Raw genomic sequence first — 23,832 nt, forward strand, 5'->3', positions numbered from 1 at the left:
CTTGCTGCAGTTTGCCCGGTCAAACGTCCAACTCGATGTCCAGCAGCCGCACGTATTGCTGGCCGCAGTGCATGTCGCGCTCGATCTCGCCGCCTTGCACGTTGGTGCGGGCATACGAGATCTTCACCATGTTCAGCTTGGGCACGGAATATTTCCTGACCAGGCGCGGGTCGGCGCCGTAGAGCCGCTGAATCAATGGCGGCCCGAGGACGGGCGAATCGCTGTAGCGCCGATAGTTCTCCGCGCCGTCGAAGAACAGGTCGAAGGTCACCCAGTAGGGACCGGCGTTCTTGGAGCGAATGTGACGGCAAACCTGCTTGACGGTAGCCATCACTTACGTCCCTTCACATCGATCCACTGCATCCGCACCAGTTCCATGGGATCCTCGACCTCGACTACGTGATTCAACTTGAACTCGTATACAGGCCCCCGCTCGATGTCGGCCGGCGAGAACGCGAACCCGTGGCTCGGCAACTCCTTGTCGAAATCGATGGGGAAGTGGAAGAAATAGGGATTGCACGCCTTGGCGATCTGCGTTGCCATCTCCTGCGTGTCGGCAGTCGCCACGAACAAGACGCCGATCTCCCGCGGGGCGGGGGTGCCCGGCGGCGGCTTGTCGCCCGACACCGCATTCCATCCATACATGCGCAACGAGATATGAAAGTCGCCGGCGGCCGGACCGATCGTCTTGCGTGTGCGCTCGTATAGAGCCGCCAACATGTTGTCGTGGAACTCGTCGACTCGCGCGAGGATGTCAGGATCCTGGATGCCGATCAGCATCAATGTTTGATATCTGCCCCGCCCCGCGCCTTCGAGCTTCATCGTGTAAGGCTGCGGCTTCCACACCGACCCGGTGACCCGCACGCGGCGTTCGTCGACCGCCATGTAATCGGCGTCGGTCACGTCGAGCACGCCGCCCGGCTCCGTCAGCAGGAATGGATTGCTGTTCTCGTACAGCATGTGCGCCGAAACGCTGTCCGGGTTGCAGCGATTGTCTGGCGCCAGCGTCTGCACTTCGAAGCCGTCCCGGTCGATGCTGATGAGCACCCCCGCGGCCGTCGTGGGGTTCACCGTGCATTGAGAGCCGCATTCGGCAACTTTGGCAGCGTGCCACGACGCGCCCGCCGGAGCCCCTTTCATCAAGGCGTAGCACGCGAGCACGGCAGTGTCGGTGGTGCGCCCGCCCAGAACGATGTCCGCGCCCGCCTGCAACGCTTGTATGTAAGGCTCGGGTCCCATCGCGGCGACGATGTGATCGCATGCGTCGATCGTGGCGTCATCCAATGGCCCGAGCGGCGGCAACTCACGAATTTTCCCTGCCGCGTTCTTCGCCTTCAGCAACTGCTTGCTCTGCTCGGAATAAAGAACCGCGATGCGCGGCTCGATCTTCAGCTCGGCGGCGACCTCCAGCGCGATGTCCCTGGTCCAATCGACGTTCGCATCTCCGCCCGCCTGGCCGCAACTGCCGACGATCAACGGAATGCGCGCGTCCGCGGCCGCTTTCATCAAAAGAGTCAGATCGCGCTTGACCGAGCCTCGATTGTTCTTCGAAATCCCTAGCGCGAGGTACGCCGCGCCGCTGTCGGTGGAACCGGCATCAGTCGCAATCGCGTGCGCACCGCGAGCGATGGCCTCCCGGATTTCTTGCTCGCGCGCTCCGGCCCCCAACGATCCTGTGGGCACGAATATCCGGATCGGTCCATCGAACGTTGCAGTGTCAGTGGGCATCAATAGTTCCAAGAAAAAGTGGCGCCGTAGGTTCGCGGCGGGTTGTAAGCACCGAAATTCGCTCCCAGAAAGGTGGCCTGAAAGGTGCGTGTGAGCTCATCGGTGAGATTCTTGCCCCACAGCGATACCGCCCACTTCTCATCCGTGCTCGTGTAGATGACTCGCGCGTCGACGAAGTGGGTGGGGTCGCGCACTTCAGGGCCTTCGTTGGAGTTGTCATCGAAGATCCTGCTCTCGTAGCTGTAGTCGGCCGCGAAGCTCAACGTCGCGCCCCGCGGCAGCTGCCATTCGTACGCGGGCGACACCACCACCTTGTGTTCCGGCGTGCGAGATATGCGATTGCCGGCATAATCCACGCCCGGCGCAGGCACGAACTCATCGAAAGTCGCGTCCGTGTACGCGTAGCTCACGGTCAGACGCGCGCCAGCGAAAGCTCGCCAGGTCAGGTAGGTTTCGAATCCCTGGATGGTCGCCTCGCCGGCGTTGTCGGTGACGATGGAAAGATTGTCGAGCACGCGGCGGGTCTGCAGATCCGTGTAGTCGAGCAGGAACAGCGTGTTGTTCCAGATCAGCGCGCCATCGGCGAACGTGCTCTTTTGCCCGAGCTCGTATTGTGTGGCGTACTCCGGTTCGAAGTCATCGGCCGCATCCGCCGCCGACGCCGGCGTGTCCTGAAAGCCGCCGCTCTTGAATCCGCGCGAGACCATCACATAGAGCAGATGGTCTTCCGCGGGGGTGAACGAGGCGCCGACCCGATAAGTCGTGGCGTCATAGTTCCGGGCCACGGTCACATCGAATCGTTCCTGGGCGCGAACGATCGCATCCCCTGCCGTGTTCGAGACGCGGTACTCCTTTTCATCTCGTGAGTAGCGCACGCCACCGGTGACGGAGAATCTGTCGGTAAGCGCCCAGGTCACGTCGCCGAACACGGCGTAGCTGTCGAGCGTAGCGCGCTGCGTATAGATTTCATCGAGCAGATCGCCCGCGACGTTCAGTGCAAGGTTGTCCAGTCGATCCGTGTCGCTGCCGAAGTTATAAAGACCCGCGACCCATGACACGTCGCCTCCGGGAAGCGAACTGATCCTGACCTCGTTGCTGTAGAAGTCGCTTTGCTCCTGCTCGCCGCCGCCAATGTCGATGAGATTCGTGGTGGCGTTGCCACCGTCGAAGTCATAGGAGTTTTCGTAGTCGAGCGTGCGGTACGAACCCAGATAGGTCAGCGTTGCAAACGAAACATCCCAGTCCGCCTGCACGCGCGCACCCCAGGTATCGCGATTTTGATAACCCTCGGTGGCGCCGGCGGTGCGATCGCGGTCGCGATCCACCGTCCAGAACGCGGCCTCGTCGGCTCCCTCGTCCAGATCGAACACATGCTGTGCGGGGCCTGTCGCTCGATCCCGCGTGCCGTCGAGCGTAAATGACAAGCGAACGCTGTCGCTCGGTTCAGCGGCGAGTTGCAGCCGGGCGCTCGAAGTATCCTGATCGTCGACGCGGTTGCCGGTGAAGGTATTGCGGACGTAACCATCGTGAGTGCGCCAGCTGCCGCTCGCCCGCAGCGCCGCTTTGCCATCGGCGAACGGCGTGTTCACAAAGGCGGCGCCATCGATTTTTTGATAGTTGCCGACGGTGATTTCCGCGCCGGCGTCGAACGCCGCGAGGTTCGGACGGCGGCTCAGCACGTTGATCGCGCCGCCGACTACGTTGCGCCCGTAAAGCGTTCCCTGCGGTCCTTTCAGCACTTCAATGCGCTCCACATCGAATGCATCGAACGCCACGGCGGCGGGCCGGCCGAGATAGATCTCATCAAGAAACACGGCGGCGCTCGGATCGCCGGCGGCGCCTCGATCCGGGGAGCCGATGCCACGAATGAACACGCGCGGTTGCGAGGCCGGATACGCGTCGAAGCTCAGACCGGGCGTGCGGTTCGCGACGTCGCCGATCTGCTGCACACGGGCCTGTTGAATCTGATCGGCATCCAACACTGTTACGGTGATCGGAACGTCTTGCAGGCGTTCGCCGCGCCGCTGCGCGGTCACCAACACTTCTTCCAACTCTGACGATTCCGACGTCGATTGCGCGAGAGTCGGACTCGCCACGGACATCACTGCTCCAGCCACTCCCCACACCAACAGCCCTCGGCTGCTCGCACTCATATGGCCCCCTGGAAGTCGTAGTTATGGGCCTGCCGTCCCAGCAGGTGGGAAGCACGATACGGCGACTGGATTCAGTCTGTCAATATTTTGGATGCAAAACTACATTCGATTGGATTTTATTCTTGACAATTCTGGATCCGGCTCAGAGCATAGTCAGCGCAACGTGGCAATAGCGTGCAGCCGAGCCTTGGTGGCGAGGACGTGCGCGGACATCAATCGGGCCGCTTCAATTCCATCGCCGGCCCGAATGGCTTCCAGCACTCGCTCGTGATCGAGCTGCGACTCGCGAATGTGATCGGGGACCGTCGCGGACAACTGCCTGTACCGCTGCGGCACATGAGCCGCGACGCTGGGACAAATACGAGCCACGTCGCCGAGCACGGGATAAATAAGAGTCATGCGAATGGTGTTTCTCAGCACGGCATTCTGCGCGGCGCGGTCGATCAAGCGATGAAACAGTCGATTGATCTCATACCACTCGCGCTCGATGGTTTCGGACCACTCGCCTTTGTCGACGATGGCTCGCAACTGCCGCGACAGATTCGCGAGCTGATCGAGGTCCTGCTCGCTCCAGCCCCGTTCCACGGATTGCTGGCAGGCCAACGCTTCGAGCGTCGCACGCACATCGATGGAATCGAAGATGTCACGAATGGTGACGGGCCGGACGGTGTAGCCGCGATTCACGCTGTAGCTCACCAGCCCCTCCGCGGAAAGCAGCGCCAACGCGCTACGCACCGGTGTTCTCGAGACGTCCAATTGCTCCGCAAGCGCTTCGGCCCGCAGACGAGTATCCGGCGCGATCTTTCCGGTCACGATGAGCTCGCGCAGCTTGGACAAGACCGTATGCGTCGTCATCTCCGCGTGCTGCGGATCGGCCAACACTTCCGGCCCCTCGTTTGCTTGCCCGACCATCGTTTCGCATCCTCCAGGAACCCTAACCGTTGAACGCCGACACCCTGCTGAATCCGGCCGTGCTCGGAGCGGTCATGATCGTCACCTTCATGACGCTCATCATGGCGAAGAAAATGTCCGCCATCGCGGCGCTGATCGCCGTGCCCATCGTCTTCGGCCTCATCGCGGGCGCCGGCCCCGACCTCGGCAAGATGATGTTGGAGGGAGTGCTGCAGGTCACGCCCACCGCGCTGATGCTCTGCTTCGCCGTGCTGTACTTTGCCATTGTAATGGATGCCGGACTGTTCGATCCGCTGGTGCGCAAAGTCCTGGCGACCGTCGGTGAAGATCCTGTGCGCATCAGCATGGGCACGGCGGTGCTGGCGATGACTGTCTCGCTCGACGGCGACGGCACCACGACGGCGCTCATCGTGATCACGGCGCTGCTGCCCGTGTATCGGCGCGTCGGCATGAATCCATTGATTCTGGCTACGCTGCTGGCCTTGAGCAATTCGCTGATGAATTTGCTGCCGTGGGGCGGCCCAGCGGCACGCGCCGCGACGGCCACGCACACCGATCTCAATGAGGTGTTCCTGCCCCTGCTGCCGGCGATGGTAATTGGGTTATCGGCGGTGCTCCTCATGGCCTGGCGTTTCGGTCTGCATGAGAGACGGAGGCTCGCTGCCACCGCGCCAATCGATTCGATTACTGGGACACAGGCGCCGCTAGCCCACGAGCCACTGCATGACGAGAGCGCGCGGCGACCGCACCTGTTCTGGTTCAACTTGATTCTCACCATCGCGCTGATGCTTGGCATGCTGCTCGGCCTGGCGCCATTGCCGGTGCTGATGATGGGCGCCTTCGCCATCGCGCTCACCGTGAACTATCCAAATCTCAAGGAACAAAAGGCGCGCCTCGCCTCTCACTCGGATAATGTCGTCAACATCGTCGTGCTGCTGTTCGCCGCCGGCGCCTTCACCGGCATTTTGAACGGCGCCGGCATGACGGACGCGATGGCCAAGGCCGCGCTGTCCATTATTCCGCCCGACATCGGTCCGCTGCTGGCGCCGATCACCGCGATCGTCAGCATGCCGCTGACGTTCGTGATGTCGAACGACGCCTACTACTTCGGCGTGGTGCCCGTCATTGCGCAAACGGCTGCAAGCTACGGCATCTCGCCCGAGGAGATTGCGCGTGCTTCGTTGCTCGGACAGCCGGTGCACACACTGAGCCCGTTGCTCGCGCCGATCTATCTGGTCTGCGGGTTGCTCCGTGTCGATGTGGCCGACGCCCAGCGGTTCTCATTGAAATGGGCCGTGCTCACCAGCCTGATCGTGACCGCGTCCGCGCTCCTGACTGGCGCGATACCGCTGTCCGGCGATGGCGCTGGCGTCTCGATGAAATGATTCGTTCCGCGGCTCAATGGCTGTCGTTGATCTTACTGACCGCAGCACTGGTTTTCGTGCTGCGCGCGGCTCACGTTCCGGCAGCGCTACTGCTCGGCCCCATGCTTGCCGCCATCATCTTCGCGGTGAGCGGCTCGAGCATACGTTTGCCACGCAGCTTCACCATCGGTGCGCAGGCCATCCTCGGTTGTCTCATCGCCCAGGCCATCAATGCCGACCTCATCGCGATCGTCAGCGCACACTGGGCACTGTTCGTCGGCTTCAATGTCGCGACCATGCTGGTCGCTGCGAGTCTGGGCTGGTTGATTACACGCGCGGGCTGGTTGCCCGGTACGGCTGCGATCTGGGGCCTGTCTCCGGGTGCGGCCTCTTCAATGGTGCTGCTCGCCGATGATTTCGGCGCGGACCGGCGCCTGGTCGCGTTGATGCAATATTCCCGGATCGCACTGGTGGCGCTCGCCGCGATCCTCGTGGCGAAGTTCATAGGTCATCCCAGTGTCCATCCGCTGCACTCATCTACCAACCTGGGCTCCCAGTGGCTGACGCTTCCTCCCGCGTCATCGCTCATCGCGACACTGGCGCTCGCCGCAACGGCCGTGGCCATCGCGATCTATTTTCGCAAGGCCGCGCTGGCGTTGTTTGTTCCAGCGTTCGCCGGCGCGGCGCTGCAGGCCGCGGGACTGATGGATATCAACCCGCCACCGCTGCTTGCAACGCTAGCGTTCGGCACCGTTGGTATCTACGTCGGCTTGAGTTTCAACCGCGAGATGCTGATTCACTCGCTGGCGGCGCTGCCGAAAATGCTGCTCGCCATCGTTGCGATGATCGCGCTGTGCGGACTGCTCTCGATCGCATTCTGCAAGCTGCTGCCAGGAACAGACCCGTTAACGGCGTATCTGGCTTTGAGCCCCGGCGGCATCGACGCCGCCGTGATCATCGCAGCCAACACTGACGTGTCTCTGCCAGTGATCCTGGCAGCCCAATTCGTGCGCCTGCTCATCGTGATCGCCGGCGCGCCCGCGCTGGCGAAATGGCTGGCGCGAGCAGGTCGATGAGATCGTCGATCAGGTCACATGGATTCGATCGGCCCTTGCCGTCCGCGGCAAGATGCCCATCCAGGGCCAGATCGATGGCGCCGTGAGTCAGCGACATGAGCAGCGCGGCCGTACGTTCGTTATCTCCCGGCTCGATGAGACCGTTGCTGCGGGCCACGGCAATCGACTCGACGAACAGGCGCCGTGTCGCCTCGGCGGCCTCGCCAAGATCGTCGTCATATCGATCCCAGCGTCCGAAGATCAGACGAAAGCGATGCGGATAACGCATCGCCCACCGAACGTGGTCGTGCATGAGCCGCCGCAAGGCGGACAGCGGATCGGCCGCTTTGGCCAGAACTGCCGCCATGGCGGCGCCCCGCGTACGCAACTCCTTCGCCGCAACGGCCGCGAGCAGCGCCTCCTTGTCCTGGAAGTGCTTGTAGGGTGCGTTATGAGACAGGCCGGCGATGTGAGCAACCGCGCGCAGTGTCACGCCGTCGGGGCCGGCTTGATCCAAGAGCTCCCCCGCAGCCGATAGGATGGAATCCCGTGTCGTCGCCATGACCATCTCAATCCCGCCGTCGCTGCCTATGTCTATCCCGAAGCTGCGTATCATCGGCATAGACCGTGCATTTGGCCAGCGAAACGGCGGGTGGAGAAGGCCCGGGGTCATTCGCTCATGTCGGTAATCGCTCGCCGTTGGCAACGGATGCATTTGTATCCGGCCTCGGCTGCATTCCCATGCCTTCGCTGAGGCCGAGCCGATCGCTGAGCCAAGCGAGCGGCCGCGGGGCCCACCAGTTGGCGGCCCCGAGCAATTGCATGGCAGCCGGAACGATCACCGATCGCACGATCGTGGCGTCGATAATGACCGAGAGCGTCATCCCGATGCCGAAGGTGATGATGAACAACGACCCGGCGGTGAGGCCCATCGTCGCCAGCACAACGATCATCAGGATGGCCGCCCGGGTGATGATCGAACCGGTCTGCTGCAACCCGATTGCCACGGCCCGAGTGTTGTCGCCGGTCGCCACATAGACCTCGCGCATCCGGCTCACCAGAAACATCTCGTAGTCGGTGACCAATCCGAAGGCGATCGTGGTGATCAGCCCAAGAGTCCACAAGTCCGTGGTGCCGACAATCTGGAAACCGAGCAAACCGGCCAGGCCGCCTTCCTGGAAGGCCCAGACCACGATGCCCAGCGACGCGGCGAGCGACAGGAACGCACAAATCACCGCCTTGATCGGGATGAGCACCGAACGGAAGGCGAGCGCGATCAGAAGAAAAGTCACAACGGCTACGAGGCCCAGCGCTCCAGGCAACGACGCGAGCGTGGCGGCATTGTTGTCGAGGCTCATCGCCGCCCCGCCCTGCCCGCCGACGAGCACTTCGGCGCCGCTGGGCGGTGGCGTCGCGCGGACATCGCGCACGAGTTGCAGCGGGCCTGGATCGTCTGCTTCTCCGTCGTAATTGACCTTGACCCAGGTGACCGCCGGATCGGACAAATGCACACGAACTTCCGACGTGCCGGGCAGCTGAGCCAACCGGTCGACATACGCATCCAGGCTCGTCGGGTCCACTGGCCCGCGCACTGCCACGTCGAGAGCCGTGGCCCCGGGCCCGTTCGGCGGGAACTCCTCGTTCATGTACCGCGCGACGATCTGCGCGTGATTGTCGACCGGCAGATAGCGATGATTGGTCAGCCCTGGACGCGTGCCCAGCAGCGGCGCGGCCGCGATCAACAGCACCAGCACCCCCAGTGTGAGTGACACGGCCGGTCGCTTTGTGACGGCCGCAGCGAGCCGCGCCCAGCGACCATCCTCGGCATTGCGGGTGGTCCGACGAAGGCGTGGCAATGGCAGGCGCCCGGCGTTGATTCGCGCTCCGAGGATAGCGAGCGTGGCGGGCAGCACGAGTAGCGCCGCGATGACGTTGAAGAACACGACACTGATGCCGCCGAGCCCGAAGGAATGTGAAATCGGCTGCGGGAACAATAGCAGGCCGCTCAATCCGCTGATGACCGTGAGACCGGAGATCGCAACCGTGCGCCCGGCGGTGGACGTGGTAGCGATCACCGCTGCGGCAACGTTCCCGCCGCCACGCTCGAGCTCCTCGCGGAACCTGCTGACGATGAAGAGCCCGTAGTCCACGGCCAGCCCGAGCCCCACCAAGACGACGATCTCCAACGCAAAGATCGAGATGTCGGTCACCATCGTCAGTAAGCGCAATATCACCAGCGATCCGAGGATCGCGAATACACCCAGCGCCAAGGGGATGAGTGCCGCTACCAAGCCCCGGTAGAACACCACCAGGAGGACCAGCAGGATCGGCAGCGAGATTGCTTGCGACGTTGCCAGGTTGGCCGTCGCTTCCCGCTGCAGTTCGTAGGCGCAGCCGCAGGCCAGATATGTAGCGATACCGTTGCCAGCCTGTGCGGCCTGCTGGATCTGGCCATAAGACTTCAGGCGAGCAGCGTCGTCCTCGCCTTGCAGCGTAATCACAGCGTAAGTAGCGTGCCGATCCGGACTGACGAACTCGGCTCGTTGTTCGGGTGTGAGCCCCGGCGTCCAATAGCTGACCACGGACATCACTTCGGATGCCGGGAGCGCGGCCAACGCATCCCGCACGGGGCGGGCGAACTCGGCGTCGTCCACGCGGCGCGTACCCGATTCGTCATCGAAGACCACCACCGCGTCCATATCTCCCGGCCGGCGCCCGAAGTGTTCTTCCAACAGTTCGTTCGCCCGGCTCACCTCGGCCTCCTCCGGCGCCAGGCCGCCCGTGGTAAGAAGCCCGAATACTCCACTGCCCCAAACGATTGCCACGACCATGAAGATGCCAGCAGCGAGCAGCACGAGCCACCGGTATCGAAACGCGAATCGCCCCAAGCTGGAGAACATGAATGCCGTCCTAGGTCCGAAAAAGTGGTGACGTCAGCTGACCGCGCGGCCAGGTTGACAGCGTCAACCTAACCGGCGCGGTGTACATTGTCAACCACTCGTGAGGCAGCGCTGTTATTGCCTCAGGCAGAGACCTGGAACCGAGCGATCGTAGATCAGAATCTCACTCTCGCACCGAGACTGTACCGCGGCCCGTTCTCATAGAAGCCCACCGGAATGCCGTCGTCGGTGCGCTGGTAGATGACTTCGTTGGTGATGTTCACCGCCGTGGCGTATAGCACCACTGCATCGCTCCAGTTCCAGCTCGCCGTGGCGTCGAGCTGCTCGTAGGCGTCGGTGACGATCTGTGAGCCCATCGTCAGCGCGCCGAACGCATCCGAGCGGTAGTTATAAGACAGGCGGACGCTGAAGCGGTCGTTCTCGAAATAGGCCGACGCGTTCAGTTGATCTTCGGAATTGCCCTGCAGTTGCAGCTTCGGCTGGCCCGGCACGGGGTCCACTTCGGCGTCGGTGAATGTGTAGTTCAACACCGCGCCGAAGCCGCCGCCGAATGACTGCTGCCACTGCAACTCGACGCCTTGAATGTCGGCGCCATCGTCACTGTTGAACGGCCGGGTCACGTTCAGCGTCTGCCCGTCGATCGCCTCGCTCGCCGTGCGTCGGTAGATGAATGTATCCAGGCTCTTCCAGAAGTAAGTTGCCGAGACCAGCGAGGCATCGCTGAAATACCATTCCGCGCCCAGCTCGAACTGATCGGCGTAGATCGGATCGAGCTGCGGATTGCCGGCACTCGCGCTGCCGGTGGTCGCGTCGATCGTGATGTTGGCGCTCAGATCCTGGAAAGTGTTGCGCGCCATTGCTCGCGACACGGCCCCACGCAATAGCAAATCGTTGGTGATACCAAATACGGCGTTCACACTCGGCAAGTAGTCCGTATAGGAGCGCGAGACCGTGCCGCGAGCCCCGTTGATGAAGGCGGTGGAGTCCTGATCGGTTCTCACCGCACGCACGCCGGCGTTGCCGCGCAGCCGGCCGAGCTCGAAATCCCCTTTGACGTACGCGGCGACGATCTGCTCGTTGATCTTGTAATAGGCGCGCTCGTCGAAGTCGTACTGCAGATCCAGCAGCGGATCGATCACCTGCCGCGCGAGGTCGCCATTGATCCATGCATATCGGGTCAATGAGCCGGACGTTGCAGCCTCACCGTGCAGTGCCGGCGTAAGGCCGGTGGACACCTGGTCCATGGTGATGGCCGAGAGCGCCGCATAGTTGGGATTGTCCGGATCCACGGTGCCGACCTGCCGATTGTTCTCGACGGTATCGTCGCGGAATTTCACGCCGGTCTTGAACGACTTGAAGAAGCCGCTGTCGATGTCGACTTGCAAATCCCCCTGCGCGTAGAACTCCTCTTCCTCCATCTTGCGCACCCAATCGCGCAGATTGGCCGGCACCAGCGTCAGCGCAGCGGCGTCGGTCGCATCGAGATCGGGATAGGCGACTTCGATGGTGTTGGGACCGAGGTTGATCACCTCGCGCGTGTTGCCCTGGAACCAGTAGTTCTGGTCACGATCGCTGCCGCCTTCGGCATTGGTGTAACCGCTCTGTCCGTGCAGCCGCCAGCCATCGCCCTTGAAACTCACATCGAGATCGATCACCTGCGACTCGATGAACGCTTCGCGGTAGATCGGCTCGATCGACGCGCCCGGCGTGTTCGGATCGTCGAGCCGGCCGCCGACCAGCGCCTGGCGACCGTCGCTGGTCGGGATGAACACTGGATTCGTGACGGTCGCACCCGCCGGCAGCTTGTAGCCACCTGGCATGAACAGATAATTCTGATTGTGATTATCCATGTCCATGTCCGAGTTGACGTAGTTGAGCGCGATATCCCATCGGTCGTCCGGCCGGAACTGCAATGTCGCATTCGCCGTGATGCGCTCGCGATCCTGCTGAAAGATCGCGGAGCCGCCGCCCCATACGGAATAGACGTCGCGCGTCACGTTGCCGTTCTGATCGGTGATATCGAACAAAGTGTTGTCAGGAAAAGCTTCGAGGCCGTCGCGCCGCATGTTGCGCGTTTGATAACTCACCGAGCCGAGCGCGCCGAACGTGCCAGCATCGTTCTGCCAGCTGAGCAGACCGGAAACCTGCGGATCGACCTCGTCCGGCAGATCGCTGTACTGCGCCTCGGCCGAGACGCGCGCCGTGAACGGAGCGAGATCCATCGGCCGGCGCGTGCGCACGTTCACGAGGCCGCCGATGCTGCCTTCGTCGATATCCGCCTCGGGGCTTTTGTAGACCTCGAGCGCGGCGACCAACTCGGAAGCGAGGATGTCGTAGTTGAAACCGCGGCTCGGATTGTCGTTGGCCCACCAGTACGCTGAGGCGACGCTCTGACCGTTCATCAGCGTGCGATTCATGGTGCTGTCGGTGCCTCGCACGAAGATGTCGCGGCCTTCGCCCCAAATGCGGTCCACGGAAATGCCGGGGATGCGTTGCAGAGAATCGGCCACGTTCTTGTCGGGGAACTTGCCGATGTCCTCCGAGTTGATCACGTCGACGATCGCAGTGGCCTCGCGTTTGCTGTCGAGCGATTCACGCAAGCTGCCGCGTATGCCGCTGACGACGACCTCCTCCAACGGTCGCGCCTCGCCGGACCTCTCAGCTGGCAAGGAAGCCTTCGCCGAGCTCTCGCTGCGAGCGCTCGATGCAGGTTCCGCCTGCACGAGACGGATATAACGACTGTCATCCTCGCGCAGCGACGTCGTGCGTGTCGCCGGCACAGTCGAGTCTCGTTTTTTCTCCACGACGATCGTGACCGTTCTCTGGTCGAGAAACTCGAATGTCAGGCCAGTCGTGTCGAGGAGCCTGCGCAGCGCCTCCTGCGCGGACAAGCCGCCGGGTATCGCCGCAGACTGCACCTGATCCGCAACGCGCGAGACATACACGATCTGCAGCCCAGTCTGCCGCGAAAATGCAGTGAGAGCCGAGGCGATGGGCTGTGCGGGAATCGGATCGTTTACCTGCGGCAACGCTTGCCCACTCGCCTGCGCGAAGACCAATGCGCAAAGGAGCCCGGAAGCGCCGTATCGTGTGTGCATCGAATTCACTCCCTGATTTCTTGGATTGAGCTCACGTTGTCCGTTGTCGCGACCACGATTTCGTCGCCGGCGCGCCGCAACTGCATTTCGGGCTGGCGCTCCAGAAAACGAATGAAAGACTCCGCGTCGTAGGCGCTGAAAATGCCGCTGATCTCGACCGCGCGCAGCGACGGATCGTCGATGCGGATTTGCAGTTCGGCGTAGCGATTGAACTCCTCGACCGCGGCGCCGAGCGGATCGTGATCGAAAATTACCTGCCGCTGCAGCCAGGCGACGGTCTTGCGCACATCGGCCGCCCGCTCGGAAACGACGGTCGATCCGCGAGTGATGTGCGCTTGCTGGCCTGAGTTCAGCTGCGCGACCGGCCCGCCGACGCCGCTCAGTTCACCGGCCGGGCTGTCCGGCGAACGCCAGACCGCGACGCGCCCTTCAACCACCGAAATCAGCGTGCGCCGAGGTTGGCGATAGACGTCGAACTCCGTTCCCACTGCCTGAACGACAGCTTCTCCCGCATGCACCCAGAACGGACGTTGCGGATCTTTGGCGACCTGGAACAACGCCTGACCTCGAATCAGATCGACCTCGCGGCGCTGACCATCGAACCTCACTTTGATCTCCGAGCTCGAATTGAGATGGACAGTCGAGCCGTCTGGCATGCGCCACGAGCGCTGCTCCGCGTGAGCGGTCGAGTAGACAGTGCGGTCGTGCAACCACCATGTGGCGAAGGCGATCATGACTGCGGCAACGGCAACGAGGGCCGCCCGCAGCCGCATTCCATTCCAGTTGGTGCGGCGAGGTTTCGTCTCCGTATCTTCCGCTACAAACGTTGGCAGGAACTGCACCGTGTCCGGCTCGGCGCGCGCGCTTGCCACGAGTTCCTCGGCCGGCCTCGCATTCGCTCTGGCGGCCTCGCCGACATCTTTGACGAATCCCGTAAGCTCCAGATATTCACGCGCATGCGCCGGCGAGGCTCGCAGCCATTCAATGAACTCTTGCCGCTGTGCCTCTGACAGTGCGCCCGAGCGGTGCGCGATGAACCATTCGAGCGCCTGCGCGGCCACCCATTGCCGCATGGGTTCCTTGGAATGTTTCATCCTGAGTGCCCCTCGAGTCCGGCCAGGCGCTTGCGGCAAAGAGCCAGGCCTTGCATGACGTACTTCTTCACGGCGTGAGTCGTAACCCCCAGCCGGTCGGCGATTTCCTCGTAGGTAAGGCCGTCTCGGTATTGCAGAACCAGGGCCGCCCGAGGTTTCGCCGGCAGCGCGTCGATCATTTCGGTGATTCGCGCCACCCGTCCCTCGAGATCGACCTCCTCCTCCGGCGTTCGGAAGTTGACCAACGCGGGATCCATCGCCAGCTCGGATGAATCCACCGCCCGGCCCAGGCGCCGCTCCAGCACCGACTGCTCCCGCAGCAGGTTGACGGCGACGGTGTAGAGATACGCTTCCGGATTGCGGATCAGCTCGGCGCGATCGGCACGCAGGAAGCGCAGATACAGCTCCTGTGTGAGATCGGACGCATCGGCGGACCTGCGGACCCGCCGGCGTATGAATGCCGCGAGGCCCGGCCCGTGCTGGCCGAACAGGTGGTCCCAGTAGTTCCTTTTGTCTGCCATGACCTCGCCCGCCTGAATGGCGTCATCCCTGTCTACTTACGAGTGGATTGCGGCGGAGTCGGGTACGGCGGGTAGATGAGGCCCCGGGAATCTAAACTCCGGCCGACACGAGGCCGGCTGTCAGCGCGGCGAACGTGCCGAACTATGCAAACTCGCCGCGATGGACTGCAGGCCGCCCACCGCGAATGCGACCATGTGATCGACCAACTCGTCGGTATCGGCGAGCAGCGTTGGGAATATTTTCTTCTGCCAATCTGGATTCGTGATCAGCAGAAAAATGCACGGGCCGACGATGCTCACGGTCGAGCGGCTTACCGCGGGATGGGTCGGCGGCACGCCCAAGATCTCCCCGATCATGCCCGTCACCAGTTTCGCCTTGGGCGCGACCTGATTCTTCATCATGCCGTCCATCAGCGGCGTGGGGGCCATGATCTCGCGGCTGAGCACGCGTAGTTCCCACGCGCCTTGGTCACGCTTCGCGATTTCACCGACGATCCTTCGTAGCAACAATCGCAGCTTATCCGCCCCACTCGCCTTGCTCTGGGTGATCTCGGCGACAATGTCGATGCTGACCAATCTGGCGTGCGCTTCCTCGAGCACGGCGGCGTAGAGCCCGTCCTTGCCGCCAAAGTGATAATTGACGGCCGCGATGTTCGCGTGCGCGAGCTCGCAAATTTCCTTGCTCGTGGCGCGCACATAGCCGCGCTCGGCAAACACTCGGCCCGCGACTTCGAGCAATAGTTGCTTTGTTTGCGCACCGTTCTCGCGCATGGCGGCCGGCGCACGCCTGGCGGCCTGCCGCGGTTTTGCAGGGGGTCTGTCGGTCTTCCGGGGACGCGCCACTCGCCTGTTCATCTGCGCTCGGCTCGAATTCGATTGAAATTCAAATTTGATTTTGAATAGACTGGAGGCCGATTGCAACTTCTGGCCCCCTGGACGGACACCGTGCCGAAAAGAATCATCCCGCTCGCCGTGGTCGCTCTGCTGGCAGTCGCCTTGCTGGGCTACTGGATCTTCGGTCGTGACCAGGACACGACGCAGATCGTCCTGCAAGGCAATGTCGATCTGCGGCAGATCGAGCTGCCTTTCAACGACAGTGAGCGCATCGCCGAGGTGCTGGTCGAGGAAGGCTCGACTGTGAAAGCCGGTGCAGTGCTGGCGCGCCTCGATACCGGCCGTTTGCTGCCACGTGTGGCGCAGGCCGAGGCGCGAGTCGCCGCTCAGCGCGAGGCGTTGCGCAAACTTCGCAATGGCGCCCGCCCAGAAGAAATTGCGCAAGCTCGCGCGGCACTGGCGGCCGCTCAAGCCGAAGCGGCGAATGCCACCAGCCAATTGCAGCGCATGCGGAGCATCAGCGACGAATCGAAGGGCCGCGCCATCAGCCCGCAAGACCTCGAAGCAGCTACGGCGACGGCGCGCATGAGCGAAGCGCAGGCCGAAAGCACCCGTAAAGCCCTCGAACTGACGCTCGCCGGCCCTCGTCAGGAAGACATCGATCAAGCCAAAGCCCAGCTCGACGCGGCCGAAGCCGATCTCGCGCTCCTGAAGCGGCAACTCGCCGATGCGGATCTGGTCGCGCCGACCGACGGCGTGATTCGCAATCGGCTCATGGAGCCGGGCGAGTTGGCCACGCCACAGCGCCCTGTCTTCGCGCTGGCGATCACGACGCCGAAGTGGGTCCGAGCGTATCTGTCCGAAGCTGAATTGAGCCGCATCGCGCTCGGTGCGCCGGCGCGTGTCAGCATGGACAGTGCGCCCGATGCTCCTCTCCAAGGCAAGGTCGGCTTCATCTCCTCGACGGCGGAGTTCACTCCGAAAACAGTGCAGACCGAGGAGTTGCGCACCAGCCTGGTCTATGAAATCCGCGTGTTCGTCGACGATCCGGAAGACCGGTTGCGGCTCGGTATGCCGGCGACGGTCACGATCGCGCCGGCTACCGGTAATGGCGCAGCGAGCGAGTCGGGAAAATGAACGCGGGTGCTGGCGACCTCATCGTCCGCGGCGACGGCCTCACCAAACGCTTCGAACGCCAGAAGAACGAAACGATCACGGCGCTCGACGGCGTGTCCTTCGGTGCACGGCACGGCGCGTTGACTGCCCTCGTCGGTCCCGACGGCGCGGGCAAGACGACGCTGCTGCGCCTTGCAGCGGGCCTCATGCGGGCCGATGCAGGGACGCTCACCGTGCTCGGTTTGGACGCAGCGAAGCAGCCGCAGGCAATTCAAGATCGCATCAGCTATATGCCTCAGCGCTTCGGGCTCTACGAGGACCTGAGCGTGCAGGAGAACCTCGATCTCTATGCGGATCTGCACGGCGTCACTCCGGAGCAACGCGCCGAACGTTATCCGCGACTCATGGAAATGACCGCGCTCGCGCCCTTTCTCGACCGGCTTGCCGGCAAGCTCTCCGGCGGCATGAAACAAAAGCTGGGACTCGCGTGCACGCTGGTGCGCTCGCCCGAGCTGTTGCTGCTCGATGAGCCGACGGTCGGCGTCGATCCGCTATCGCGACGCGAGCTCTGGGAGATCGTGAGCGGACTGGTCGACGACGAAGGCTTATCCGTGCTCGTGAGCACGTCGTATATGGACGAAGCCGAACGCTGCGCGCACGTGGTGGTGCTTCACGAAGGCAATGTGCTGGCGAGCGGCGCGCCGGACGAGTTACGGTCGCGCGCGCAGGGACATTCGTTCATCGCGATCTCGAAACGACAGGCGCCCGCGCGCAAGTTGCAGGCGGACCTCATCGACCGCACCGACGTGATCGACGCCGTGCCTCAAGGCGGCCAGGTGCGAACAGTACTTCGCGAACGCGAACCGTTGTCGCTGAGTGACGCGACGTTCGAGCCGACAGCGCCGAATCTCGAAGACAGCTTGATGATGTTGCTGCGGCAGAAAACGCAGGTGCAGCCGGCCGCGAACGCAGCGCTCGATCTCGGTGCGAAGGGGCCGCGGGATCACTCCGAAGTCGTGATCGAAGTGCACGATCTGGTGCGCAAGTTTGGCGACTTCACCGCAGTGAACCGCACGAGTTTCGAAGTGAAACGGGGCGAGGTCTTCGGACTGCTCGGCCCGAACGGTGCGGGCAAGACGACGACCTTTCGCATGTTGTGCGGCTTGCTTCCGGCGACGTCCGGAACATTGAAGGTCGCGGGCGCAGACCTGCGGCGCGCGCGTGCCGAGGCGCGACAGAACATCGGCTACGTGGCGCAAAAGTTCTCGCTATACGGCGATATCAGCGTGCTCGAGAACCTGCAATTTTTCGCCGGCGCCTACGGCTTGCGCAATTCGCAAGCGGCCGAGCGCATCGAGTGGGCATTGGAGAATTTCGAGCTCAAGCAGCGCGCCACCTCGACGGCAGGTTCGCTGCCCGGCGGATTTCAACGGCGCCTGGCGATGGCCGCGGCGCTGCTGCACGAACCCGACATCGTGTTTCTCGACGAGCCGACGAGTGGCGCGGATCCGCTGGCGAGGCGCGAATTCTGGCGACGTATCGGCTCGCTGGCCGATCACGGCACGACTATCGTGGTCACGACGCACTTCATGGAAGAAGCCGAGTACTGCGATCGAATCATGATTCAGGACGCAGGCACGATGCTGGCGATCGGAACGCCGGCCGAAGTGCGCGAGCACGCCGGCTCTGCCGGTCGACCCGCGCAATCCATGGAAGAAGCATTCATCGGCATCGTCGAACACGCACGCGAGCGAGCACAGCGTGAGGAGCACGCCGCATGAGCGACCAGCACGTTCAGACGCAGCGGCTTTCATGGCGGCGGTTGCGCGCGCTCACGTTGAAAGAGACCCGCCAACTGCTCAGGGACCAGAGCAATCTGATGGTCGGCCTGTTCCTGCCGGTCGTGCTGATTCTGGTGTTTGGCTACGGCTTGTCGTTCGATATCAAGAACGCGCCCGTGGCCATCGTCTCTCAGGACACATCGCCCACCGCCCAGGACGTCGTCTCGGGCTTTTATTTGTCGCCCTACTTTTCCGTGACGCCGCTGCGCTCCATGGAGGAGGCGCAACGCTCGATGCGCGCCGGCGAGATTGAAGCAATCGTGTATCTGCAGTCCGACTTTTCGCGGCGGCTGGCAGCGGGTAATGCAACGATTCAGGTCCTCGTGAACGGCGTGGATGCCAATCGCGCACGCGTTCTGGAAGGCTTCGCGCAAGGCGCGATCGGGCTGTGGAGCACGAAACGCGCGGCGGCCGGCGATGGCGGTGCGATGCCGGCGCCCGCGGTGAGACTGGAAACGCGCTTGTGGTTCAACGAGGCGAACACCAGTACGCACTTTCTGGTGCCCGGACTCATCGTCCTGATCATGACTCTGAACGGCGCGCTGCTCACATCGCTGGTGATGGCCCGCGAATGGGAGCGAGGCACGCTGGAGTCGCTGTTCGTCACGCCGATCAATACGGGCGAGCTCATCGCCTCCAAGCTCATTCCCTACTTCGGCGTCGGCCTGGCGGGCCTCGCGATGTGTCTGCTCGCCGGCAAATTCCTTTTCTACGTTCCCATCCGAGGCTCGCTGCTGCTGATCGTAGCGATCTCGATGCTGTACCTGCTGGTCTCGCTGAGCCTGGGCCTGCTGATCTCCTCGGCCACCAAGAACCAGTTTCTCGCCTCTCAGGTCGCGTTGATCACGAGCTTCCTGCCCGCGCTGATGCTCTCCGGCTTCATCTTCGATCTGCGCAGCGTGCCGGCAGTGGTGCGGGCCGTCGGGGCGGTATTGCCGCCCACGTATTACGTCGAGGCGCTGCAAACGTTGTTTCTCGCCGGCAACGTGCCCGGCCTGCTCATCAAGGACACCGTGGTGCTGCTGACGGCAGCGGTCGTGCTTTTCGTTCTGATCCGGATCAACACGCGGAAACAGCTGGTATGAAAGGCACGCTTCATCGCATCGCCATTCTGATCCGCAAGGAGCTGATCGCCATCCTGAAAGATCCGCGCAGCCGGCTGGTGCTGGTGATGCCCGTGATTTTGCAGTCGCTGCTGTTCGGTTACGCGGCGACGTTCGACCTCGATGAGGTGCCCTACGCGCTGCTCGACACCGACCGCAGCAATGCTTCGATCCAATTCGTGAAACTCCTCGACGGCTCGGGCGTGTTCGATCGGGTATCGAGCTTGAGTAACGCCAGCCAGATCGGCGAGACGATCGGCAAGAAACGCGCGTTGATGGTCATTCATATCCCCGCCGATTTCGAGCGCGACATCGAGTCTGGACGCGGCGGCGTGGTGCAAGTCATCGCGGACGGCCGCAATTCGAACACCGGCAACGTCGCCGCCTCGTACGTCACAGCGGCGGTGGATCGTTTCAACACACAGTGGAACGAACTGCGCGGCGGGGCGTCTCCGGCACTGCGAATCGAAACCCGTGCCTGGTACAACCCGAATCTGGAAACTCGTTGGGCCATGATTCCGGCCTTGATCGGCGCGCTGAGCATGCTTCAGGTGCTGATGCTCGCCGCGCTCTCGGTCGCGCGGGAACGCGAACAAGGAACGTTCGACCAACTGCTGGTCACACCGCTGCGTCCCACGGAAATCATGGTGGGCAAAGCGGTGCCGCCGATTCTGATCGGGCTGGTGCAGTCCACCATCATTCTGTTGCTGGCGCGCTTCTGGTTCGGGATTCCGTTCCAGGGGTCGCTGTTCACGCTTTACTCCGGACTGCTGCTGTTCACGACCGCGGCGGTCGGCATCGGGCTTGCGCTTTCGGCGTTTTCGAAGACGATGCAGCAGGCCATGCTGTACACGTTCGTCCTGCTGATGCCGATGATGCTGCTGTCTGGGCTGACCTCGGCGATCAGCAACATGCCGCGAGCCATGCAATACCTCACCTATGCCAATCCGCTGCGCTATGCAATCGACCTGGTGCGGCGTGTGTATCTCGAAGGCGCGAGCTTTGGATATCTCTACCACGACATGTGGCCGTTGGTGATCATCGCGCTGATCACGCTGCCGACGGCCGTGTGGTTGTTTCGACACCGGCTGGTGTAGGTACGTCATGCGAAACAAGATCTGGATCGTCGTCAGTTCCGCGCTGCTGAGCGCGTGCGCCGTGGGCCCTGACTTCAAAGCCCCGGAACCTGCCCTGCCACAACAGTGGCGGGACGCAGCAGTCACCGCCGACGCAGTCGAGCAGCAGTGGTGGAAACAATTCCACGACGCGACGCTCGATGGTCTCGTCGAACGCGCGCTATCAAACAATGCCGATGTGCAGATCGCGACGCTGCGGGTCGCGCAGAGCCGGGTGCTGCGTAACGCCGAGTCCAGCGCGCGCTGGCCAAACGTGAGCGCCAGCGCCGCCTATCAACGCGAACGGCAAAGCGAAAACGGCACCGCCACACGAATGATCGACCTGATCGCGCCCGCAGGGAATCGCGATCAGATCGTTTCGCTGCTCAGCGAACCCTTTAGCGTGTATCAAGGCGGGTTCGACGTCGGCTGGGAGCTGGACCTGTGGGGCCGCGTGCGACGCTCGATAGAAGCTGCGGACGCCAATCTGCGCATGAGCGACGAAGATTTGCGCGACGCTCGCCTTTCGCTGATTGCCGAAGTCGTGCGGGGCTATCTGGAGTTGCGTGGCGTCCAGGAGCAGCTACGCATCGCGACTGCGGATGCAGCTGCCAGCGCGGATCTGGTGGAGCTGACGGAATATCGCGTCAGAGGCGGCATCGTGGATGAGCTCGATCTGGCGACCCAACGTGCGCGCCTCGCCGAAGCGCGCTCGAGCATCCCGCAGTGGAAACAACAGGAGGCGCAACTGCTGAGCGCGCTGGCGGTGTTGCTCAATGAACAACCCGGATCGCTCGATGCGCAACTCGCCGCAGCGCCGACGTACACCTTGCCATCGACGATCGCGGGCGGCGTGCCGTCGGAAATCGCGCGGCGGCGTCCGGACATTCAACGTGCCGAAGCGCAATTGCATGCGGCGACGGCAGAGATCGGCGTCGCCGTCGCCGACTTGTATCCGCGCATCACGCTGACCGGCAGCTTCGTTCAGCAATCGCTGCAGGCGTCCGACTTCACCGAATGGGGATCGCGGCAGTGGTCCATCGGTCCGAGCCTGAGCCTGCCGATCTTCGATGGCGGCCGCCGGCGAGCGATCGTCGAAGTTCGTAAGCTCGATCAACAACAGGCGGCCGTCGCCTATCAACAGACTGTGCTGCGCGCCTGGCACGAGATCGAAACTGCGTTGAGCGGCTACAGCTCGGAGCGAGACCGCAATCGCGAGCTATCCACCGCCCTCGCCGCGAGCCGCGAGGCCTACGACATCGCTCGCGTCCGCTACAACCACGGGTTGATCAACTATCTCGCCGAGCTCGATGCGCGACGCACCTTGCTGCAAACCGAGCGAGCGTACAGCCAGAGCAACATTCAGCTGGGCACCCAGTTGGTCGCCGTCTACAAGGCGCTCGGAGGCGGCTTGCCGGAGTGAGCTACCGGCCGCAACAGCAGATCGTGGAAGTCGAAGCTGAAATCGGCGAGCGGCGAGATGGCTTTCATGGTCACCGTGGCAATCGAGCCGTCGGGCTGCAGCGAGAATGTAACGTACGCATCTTCGGTGAGCGTGCGATCGTTCCAGCGCGTGCGGAACGTATCGTAACGCACGTGCTCTAGCTTGCCGACGAACGCCGGAGTGTGCTCGAAGCGAATCGATAGTCCGTTCGCACTGTTCTCGATGACAACGTCGCCGTACCAATCGTCGCGGTAGCGGCCCGCATAGTTGGCCAAGGCAAGCGACGGCCCTTTGCCATCCTGCGTCGGCGTTGCAGCCGCCGCGCTCGCCAGCACCTCTTCGCCCTTCTCGATTCTCGCCTTGCGCACGCCGTGGAGCGCGCCGATCCAGTCGGGACTCGGCAGGCCGAGATAGTGATCCAGCAATCGATACTGAATCGCCGCGAGCGCGGAAGTCTCTTCCGAGTTCGTCATGATCGCAAACGCTACGTCCTTGCCCGGAACGATCACCACCAATGCAACGCTGCCCAGCACGGCGCCGCCGTGCGAAACGATCGGCTGGCCTCGATAGTCGCTGTAGGACCATCCCAGCGCATAGGCGCGGAAGTTGGCTTGGGCGAGTTCGAGGGGCTTGGGGTTCTGACTCACCGGAATCAGCGTCTGACTCGTCCACATCTCGCGAGCCTGCGCTTCGCTGTACAGACGCACATTCGTACGCGGATCGAGACCGCGGCCAAGCTGCAACTCCAGCCAGCGCGCAACGTCGGCGATGCTGGCGTTCAGCGCTCCGGCCGGCGCCGAATTGTCGAAGCGCATCTGATTCGGCAACGGCGTCATCGGCCCAGCGCCGCGGATGGCGGTCGAGACGCGTCCGTGAGGCCAACCTTTGTTTGCTCCGGGCGGTGTCGCGGAGGCAGTGATCGTGTTCTCCATTTGCAGCGGGACCAGAATCCGCTGACGAACCACGTTCTCCCACGTGTCCTTGCAGATCGCTTCGATCAGCTGACCTGCAACCACGTACAGCAAATTGTCATAGGCATAACCGCTGCGGAAGCTCGTAGCTGGCTTGATATAACGCAGCTTTTCGACGATCTGCGCGCGAGTCAGCGTGGTCTCCGGCACGAACAGCAGATCGCCCGCGCCGAGGCCCAGACCGCTGCGATGGACGAGCAGATCCCGCACGGTCATCTCGCTGCTCGTGTACGGATCGTACATTCTGAATCCGGGCAGCAAGTCCACGACCTTGCTGTCCCACGTGAGCTTGCCTTCGTCGACCAGCATCGCCAGCACGGCGCTCGTGAAAGCCTTCGTGGTCGAGCCCAGCGAGAACATCGTCTGTTCGTCGATCCTGGCGGCCTCCCCCATGCGGCGAACACCGAATGTGCGCAGATCCGTGGGCTTGCCGCGTTCGGCAATCGCGATGGCCATACCGGGCGTTTCGAACGTGTCGGACACACGCTTTACGTAGCGGTCCAGATCGTTCGGCGGAGCTGCGTGAGCCGATGCGACAAACAAGATTGCCGCCGTGAAGACCACTCGAACGTGCTTCAGCATA

General features: G+C 62.9%; 18 protein-coding genes. 7 read left to right on the forward strand and 11 right to left on the reverse strand.

The features are described from left to right. Positions 1-19: 19 nt before the first annotated feature. The 4 genes from VGD45_RS29825 to VGD45_RS29840 all read right to left on the reverse strand — a co-directional run bounded on the left by VGD45_RS29825 (position 20) and on the right by VGD45_RS29840 (position 4,793). A complete protein-coding gene (locus VGD45_RS29825) occupies positions 20-331 on the reverse strand; it encodes a DUF4387 domain-containing protein (protein ID WP_331159052.1) in 312 nt (103 codons plus the stop codon). Beyond that, the gene (locus VGD45_RS29830; protein ID WP_331159053.1) at positions 331-1,728 is read right to left on the reverse strand and encodes an acyclic terpene utilization AtuA family protein; all 1,398 of its coding nucleotides are present in this window, start codon (positions 1,726-1,728) and stop codon (positions 331-333) included. The genes VGD45_RS29825 and VGD45_RS29830 overlap by 1 nt, the downstream gene beginning before the upstream one ends. Continuing rightward, positions 1,728-3,881 carry a TonB-dependent receptor gene (locus VGD45_RS29835; RefSeq protein WP_331159054.1) on the reverse strand — a complete coding sequence of 718 codons (2,154 nt, stop codon included), beginning with the start codon at positions 3,879-3,881 and terminating at the stop codon, positions 1,728-1,730. The genes VGD45_RS29830 and VGD45_RS29835 overlap by 1 nt, the downstream gene beginning before the upstream one ends. Before the next feature lie 153 nt (positions 3,882-4,034). Next, positions 4,035-4,793 carry a GntR family transcriptional regulator gene (locus tag VGD45_RS29840; protein ID WP_331159055.1) on the reverse strand — a complete coding sequence of 253 codons (759 nt, stop codon included), beginning with the start codon at positions 4,791-4,793 and terminating at the stop codon, positions 4,035-4,037. A 29-nt stretch (positions 4,794-4,822) separates the two neighbouring features. On the opposite strand from VGD45_RS29840, the gene VGD45_RS29845 reads away from it, so the two are divergent. Further along, entirely contained in the window at positions 4,823-6,178 is a 1,356-nt protein-coding gene (locus VGD45_RS29845; protein WP_331159056.1) for a citrate:proton symporter, read from the forward strand. Next, positions 6,175-7,233, forward strand: a complete 1,059-nt coding sequence (locus VGD45_RS29850) for an AbrB family transcriptional regulator (RefSeq protein ID WP_331159057.1) — start codon at positions 6,175-6,177, stop codon at positions 7,231-7,233. The genes VGD45_RS29845 and VGD45_RS29850 overlap by 4 nt, the downstream gene beginning before the upstream one ends. Here the strand turns inward: VGD45_RS29850 and VGD45_RS29855 are convergent. The 6 genes from VGD45_RS29855 to VGD45_RS29880 all read right to left on the reverse strand — a co-directional run bounded on the left by VGD45_RS29855 (position 7,175) and on the right by VGD45_RS29880 (position 15,596). Further along, positions 7,175-7,774: a TetR/AcrR family transcriptional regulator gene (locus tag VGD45_RS29855; protein WP_331159058.1), complete on the reverse strand. Its 600-nt coding sequence runs from the start codon at positions 7,772-7,774 to the stop codon at positions 7,175-7,177. The two genes, VGD45_RS29850 and VGD45_RS29855, sit on opposite strands and share 59 nt — an antisense overlap. A gap of 115 nt (positions 7,775-7,889) precedes the next feature. Then, entirely contained in the window at positions 7,890-10,112 is a 2,223-nt protein-coding gene (locus VGD45_RS29860; protein ID WP_331159059.1) for an MMPL family transporter, read from the reverse strand. 155 nt (positions 10,113-10,267) lie between these two features. Continuing rightward, entirely contained in the window at positions 10,268-13,210 is a 2,943-nt protein-coding gene (locus tag VGD45_RS29865) for a TonB-dependent receptor (protein WP_331159060.1), read from the reverse strand. A 5-nt stretch (positions 13,211-13,215) separates the two neighbouring features. After that, entirely contained in the window at positions 13,216-14,304 is a 1,089-nt protein-coding gene (locus tag VGD45_RS29870) for a FecR family protein (protein WP_331159061.1), read from the reverse strand. Continuing rightward, positions 14,301-14,825: a sigma-70 family RNA polymerase sigma factor gene (locus VGD45_RS29875; protein WP_331159062.1), complete on the reverse strand. Its 525-nt coding sequence runs from the start codon at positions 14,823-14,825 to the stop codon at positions 14,301-14,303. Before VGD45_RS29875 ends, VGD45_RS29870 begins: the two co-directional genes overlap by 4 nt. Before the next feature lie 120 nt (positions 14,826-14,945). Then, complete coding sequence (locus VGD45_RS29880) at positions 14,946-15,596, reverse strand: CerR family C-terminal domain-containing protein (RefSeq protein ID WP_331159063.1); 651 nt, start codon at positions 15,594-15,596, stop codon at positions 14,946-14,948. Between the two features lie 174 nt (positions 15,597-15,770). On the opposite strand from VGD45_RS29880, the gene VGD45_RS29885 reads away from it, so the two are divergent. From VGD45_RS29885 to VGD45_RS29905, 5 genes are read left to right on the forward strand one after another with little or no spacing between them, the layout of a single operon-like run. Then, a complete protein-coding gene (locus tag VGD45_RS29885) occupies positions 15,771-16,796 on the forward strand; it encodes an efflux RND transporter periplasmic adaptor subunit (RefSeq protein WP_349263395.1) in 1,026 nt (341 codons plus the stop codon). Continuing rightward, positions 16,793-18,556 carry an ATP-binding cassette domain-containing protein gene (locus tag VGD45_RS29890; RefSeq protein WP_331159065.1) on the forward strand — a complete coding sequence of 588 codons (1,764 nt, stop codon included), beginning with the start codon at positions 16,793-16,795 and terminating at the stop codon, positions 18,554-18,556. The genes VGD45_RS29885 and VGD45_RS29890 overlap by 4 nt, the downstream gene beginning before the upstream one ends. Beyond that, positions 18,553-19,701, forward strand: a complete 1,149-nt coding sequence (locus tag VGD45_RS29895) for an ABC transporter permease (protein ID WP_331159066.1) — start codon at positions 18,553-18,555, stop codon at positions 19,699-19,701. Before VGD45_RS29890 ends, VGD45_RS29895 begins: the two co-directional genes overlap by 4 nt. Further along, the gene (locus tag VGD45_RS29900) at positions 19,698-20,816 is read left to right on the forward strand and encodes an ABC transporter permease (protein WP_331159067.1); all 1,119 of its coding nucleotides are present in this window, start codon (positions 19,698-19,700) and stop codon (positions 20,814-20,816) included. Before VGD45_RS29895 ends, VGD45_RS29900 begins: the two co-directional genes overlap by 4 nt. Positions 20,817-20,823: 7 nt before the next feature. Next, on the forward strand, positions 20,824-22,257 hold the full coding sequence (locus VGD45_RS29905; RefSeq protein WP_331159068.1) for an efflux transporter outer membrane subunit: 1,434 nt from the start codon (positions 20,824-20,826) through the stop codon (positions 22,255-22,257). On the opposite strand, the gene VGD45_RS29910 is transcribed toward VGD45_RS29905, so the two are convergent. Next, positions 22,224-23,831 carry a serine hydrolase gene (locus VGD45_RS29910; protein ID WP_331159069.1) on the reverse strand — a complete coding sequence of 536 codons (1,608 nt, stop codon included), beginning with the start codon at positions 23,829-23,831 and terminating at the stop codon, positions 22,224-22,226. The genes VGD45_RS29905 and VGD45_RS29910 overlap by 34 nt on opposite strands. Position 23,832 lies beyond the last annotated feature (1 nt).

This window comes from Steroidobacter sp. (assembly GCF_036402275.1).
GTDB lineage: Bacteria > Pseudomonadota > Gammaproteobacteria > Steroidobacterales > Steroidobacteraceae > Steroidobacter.

Bases quoted from the DNA above. Each gene is read 5' to 3' on its own strand.
- VGD45_RS29880 (WP_331159063.1), bottom strand. From the start codon at position 15,596: ATGCGCGAGAACGGTGCGCAAACAAAGCAACTATTGCTCGAAGTCGCG.
- VGD45_RS29865 (WP_331159060.1), bottom strand. From the start codon at position 13,210: ATGCACACACGATACGGCGCTTCCGGGCTCCTTTGCGCATTGGTCTTC.
- VGD45_RS29825 (WP_331159052.1), bottom strand. From the start codon at position 331: ATGGCTACCGTCAAGCAGGTTTGCCGTCACATTCGCTCCAAGAACGCC.
- VGD45_RS29875 (WP_331159062.1), bottom strand. From the start codon at position 14,825: ATGGCAGACAAAAGGAACTACTGGGACCACCTGTTCGGCCAGCACGGG.
- VGD45_RS29900 (WP_331159067.1), top strand. From the start codon at position 19,698: ATGAAAGGCACGCTTCATCGCATCGCCATTCTGATCCGCAAGGAGCTG.
- VGD45_RS29870 (WP_331159061.1), bottom strand. From the start codon at position 14,304: ATGAAACATTCCAAGGAACCCATGCGGCAATGGGTGGCCGCGCAGGCG.
- VGD45_RS29860 (WP_331159059.1), bottom strand. From the start codon at position 10,112: ATGTTCTCCAGCTTGGGGCGATTCGCGTTTCGATACCGGTGGCTCGTG.
- VGD45_RS29895 (WP_331159066.1), top strand. From the start codon at position 18,553: ATGAGCGACCAGCACGTTCAGACGCAGCGGCTTTCATGGCGGCGGTTG.
- VGD45_RS29830 (WP_331159053.1), bottom strand. From the start codon at position 1,728: ATGCCCACTGACACTGCAACGTTCGATGGACCGATCCGGATATTCGTG.
- VGD45_RS29840 (WP_331159055.1), bottom strand. From the start codon at position 4,793: ATGGTCGGGCAAGCAAACGAGGGGCCGGAAGTGTTGGCCGATCCGCAG.
- VGD45_RS29855 (WP_331159058.1), bottom strand. From the start codon at position 7,774: ATGGCGACGACACGGGATTCCATCCTATCGGCTGCGGGGGAGCTCTTG.
- VGD45_RS29890 (WP_331159065.1), top strand. From the start codon at position 16,793: ATGAACGCGGGTGCTGGCGACCTCATCGTCCGCGGCGACGGCCTCACC.
- VGD45_RS29910 (WP_331159069.1), bottom strand. From the start codon at position 23,831: ATGCTGAAGCACGTTCGAGTGGTCTTCACGGCGGCAATCTTGTTTGTC.
- VGD45_RS29850 (WP_331159057.1), top strand. From the start codon at position 6,175: ATGATTCGTTCCGCGGCTCAATGGCTGTCGTTGATCTTACTGACCGCA.
- VGD45_RS29905 (WP_331159068.1), top strand. From the start codon at position 20,824: ATGCGAAACAAGATCTGGATCGTCGTCAGTTCCGCGCTGCTGAGCGCG.
- VGD45_RS29835 (WP_331159054.1), bottom strand. From the start codon at position 3,881: ATGAGTGCGAGCAGCCGAGGGCTGTTGGTGTGGGGAGTGGCTGGAGCA.